Annotated in this window: 1 protein-coding gene and 1 pseudogene; both read right to left on the bottom strand. The window is 48.9% G+C overall.

The window, feature by feature from the left end; translation table 11 throughout:
• Positions 1-827 (bottom strand): annotated as a pseudogene (locus ACO4PX_RS10050) (phosphoribosylformylglycinamidine synthase); the annotation flags it as partial.
• A 123-nt stretch (positions 828-950) separates the two neighbouring features.
• Entirely contained in the window at positions 951-1,967 is a 1,017-nt protein-coding gene (gene purM / locus ACO4PX_RS10045) for a phosphoribosylformylglycinamidine cyclo-ligase (protein ID WP_485572565.1), read from the bottom strand.
• Positions 1,968-2,076: the final 109 nt, after the last annotated feature.

Below are 2,076 nucleotides of genomic sequence, written 5' to 3'. Positions count from 1 at the left end.
CGATGATACTTTCCCACAATGGTCGCCATATCCATAAGGGTAACGGGCTTCTCCGTCCCCAGTTCTTTTCGAAGGCTGAGATATTCCTGCAGGGCCTCTTCCATTTCCTTCTGAAAATGCTTAGACTCCACGGAAATCTTATCCAGCACCGTTTCAAAGGTAGTATGCCGACAATGGTCGCTCCAGTAGCAATCCAGAACGTAAAGCTCCGTTTCGCTTGGGTCTCTTTCTTCTCCTCTGTAAAATTCCTGAATAAAGAGGAGGTCTTCCATCAGAAGGGAAAGGTTCATCTCCTTCTTTAAAGCAGCCAGCGCTTCTGTACTAAGCTTACGGAAACCGCTCATATCCCGCATTTCTTTTCTTTCTGCATCCGGAGAAAAGGAAAGAAGGGACATATCCTTCTCCTGGGACTCAATGGGGTTCACCAGATACCGGGAAATCTTCTCCAATTCCAAGGGGCTGAGAGCACGATCAAACACGAGCAAGGTTCCGGAGCGCACAAACGCCTTGCTTTCCGCATCCAGGAGTCGAATACACTGCATCGCACTGTCTGCCCGCTGGTCAAATTGTGCCGGCAAGGTTTCATAGGCAAAATAAAAGCCTTCCTGAAGGGGCAGCTCTTCGAAAACTTCGTTCACCATCACCTCGGAAAACACGGACTGCTCCGCCCGTTTCAATACTTCTTCTTCAATAGAATACACATCATAAATCTGATAAATGGCCGCTCTTTTCACAGGGATAGAAAGGCTGCGGAACAATTCCTCTACCAGTTTTTCCTCTTCCTGCCGGTACTGCTCTCTCTTTCGTACAAAAATACGTTTATCCATAGTCCACCTTTTCCCACATATTAAGTACCGGAAATCCTCCGGCGTCTATTCCATTGTCACTTCTTCGGTGCCTACCGAATGTTCACTTCTCCTGCGTCTAATCAATGCTCACTTCTCCGGCGCCTACCGAATGGTCACTTCTCCCTTTCCTCTCACCACTTCTCCGATTCGCCCTGCCTCCGGAAGCATGGATAAAACTTTCTTTTCATCCTCTTTCCTCACAAAAAGGGTAAAGCCTACTCCCATATTGAAGGTGCCGAACATTTCCTCCCGACTTAATTCTCCCCACTCCTGTAATTTGCTAAAAATAGGAAGACGGGGCAAAGTGCTTTCTTCGATTACCACAGAAAGTCCCCCCGGTAAAACTCGTGGCAGATTCTCCGGAAGTCCTCCTCCTGTAATGTGGGCCATAGCATGCACATCCACCTCTTCCAGAACGGGAAGCACTTCCCGAACATAGATACGAGTGGGCGTGAGTAAAATATCTGCCAGAGACTCGCCGGAAATCTGCTCCTGTTCCAAATCCAGCTGCATCTTGTCAAAAATGATTTTTCGAACCAAAGAAAAGCCGTTGCTGTGGATTCCGGAAGAGGGCAGTGCCAGGATGCTATCCCCTTCCTTCACTTTCTGCTTGCCGTCAATAATCTTCTCCCGGTCTACAATTCCCACAGCAAATCCGGCAAGGTCATAGTCCTCCTCCCGGTAAACTCCGGGCATCTCTGCCGTTTCCCCTCCGATTAAAGCCGCACCGGCTCTTTTACAGCCTTCTGCAACGCCTTCCACAATCCCCGCCATTTTCTCCGCATCAAGCTTCCCGCAGGCGATATAATCCAAGAAAAACAAGGGCTTTGCCCCCTGACAAAGAATGTCATTCACACACATGGCCACACAGTCGATGCCAATGGTCTTGTGTCTTCCCAGCTTCTGGGCCAGTACGACCTTCGTCCCCACACCGTCTGTACCGGATACCAGGACAGGATGGGAGATCTTTTCCTGTTCCAGGGAAAATAATCCTGAAAAGCCCCCCAAATCCGATAAGACGCCGGGGGTATACGTCTCTTTTATGAACTTCTTGATGAGTCCTACCTCTTTATAGCCCTGCTCCTTGTCTACTCCCGCCTCCTTATAGCTTAGTGACATACTGCCTCCTCCTTATAGCTTAGTGACATACCGCTTCCTCCCGGAAAATATCCACTCCGGTAAAATACTTTTCGTAATAGCCCTTATTGCCACAGCAATCTTCCAGCCC

Source organism: Oribacterium sp., from assembly GCF_057249185.1.
Note: the sequence above shows the minus strand (reverse complement) of the source record. Positions and strands in the feature narration are given on the sequence as shown.

Coding starts and splice junctions, on each gene's coding strand:
- purM (WP_485572565.1), bottom strand. CDS start 1,967: ATGTCACTAAGCTATAAGGAGGCGGGAGTAGACAAGGAGCAGGGCTAT.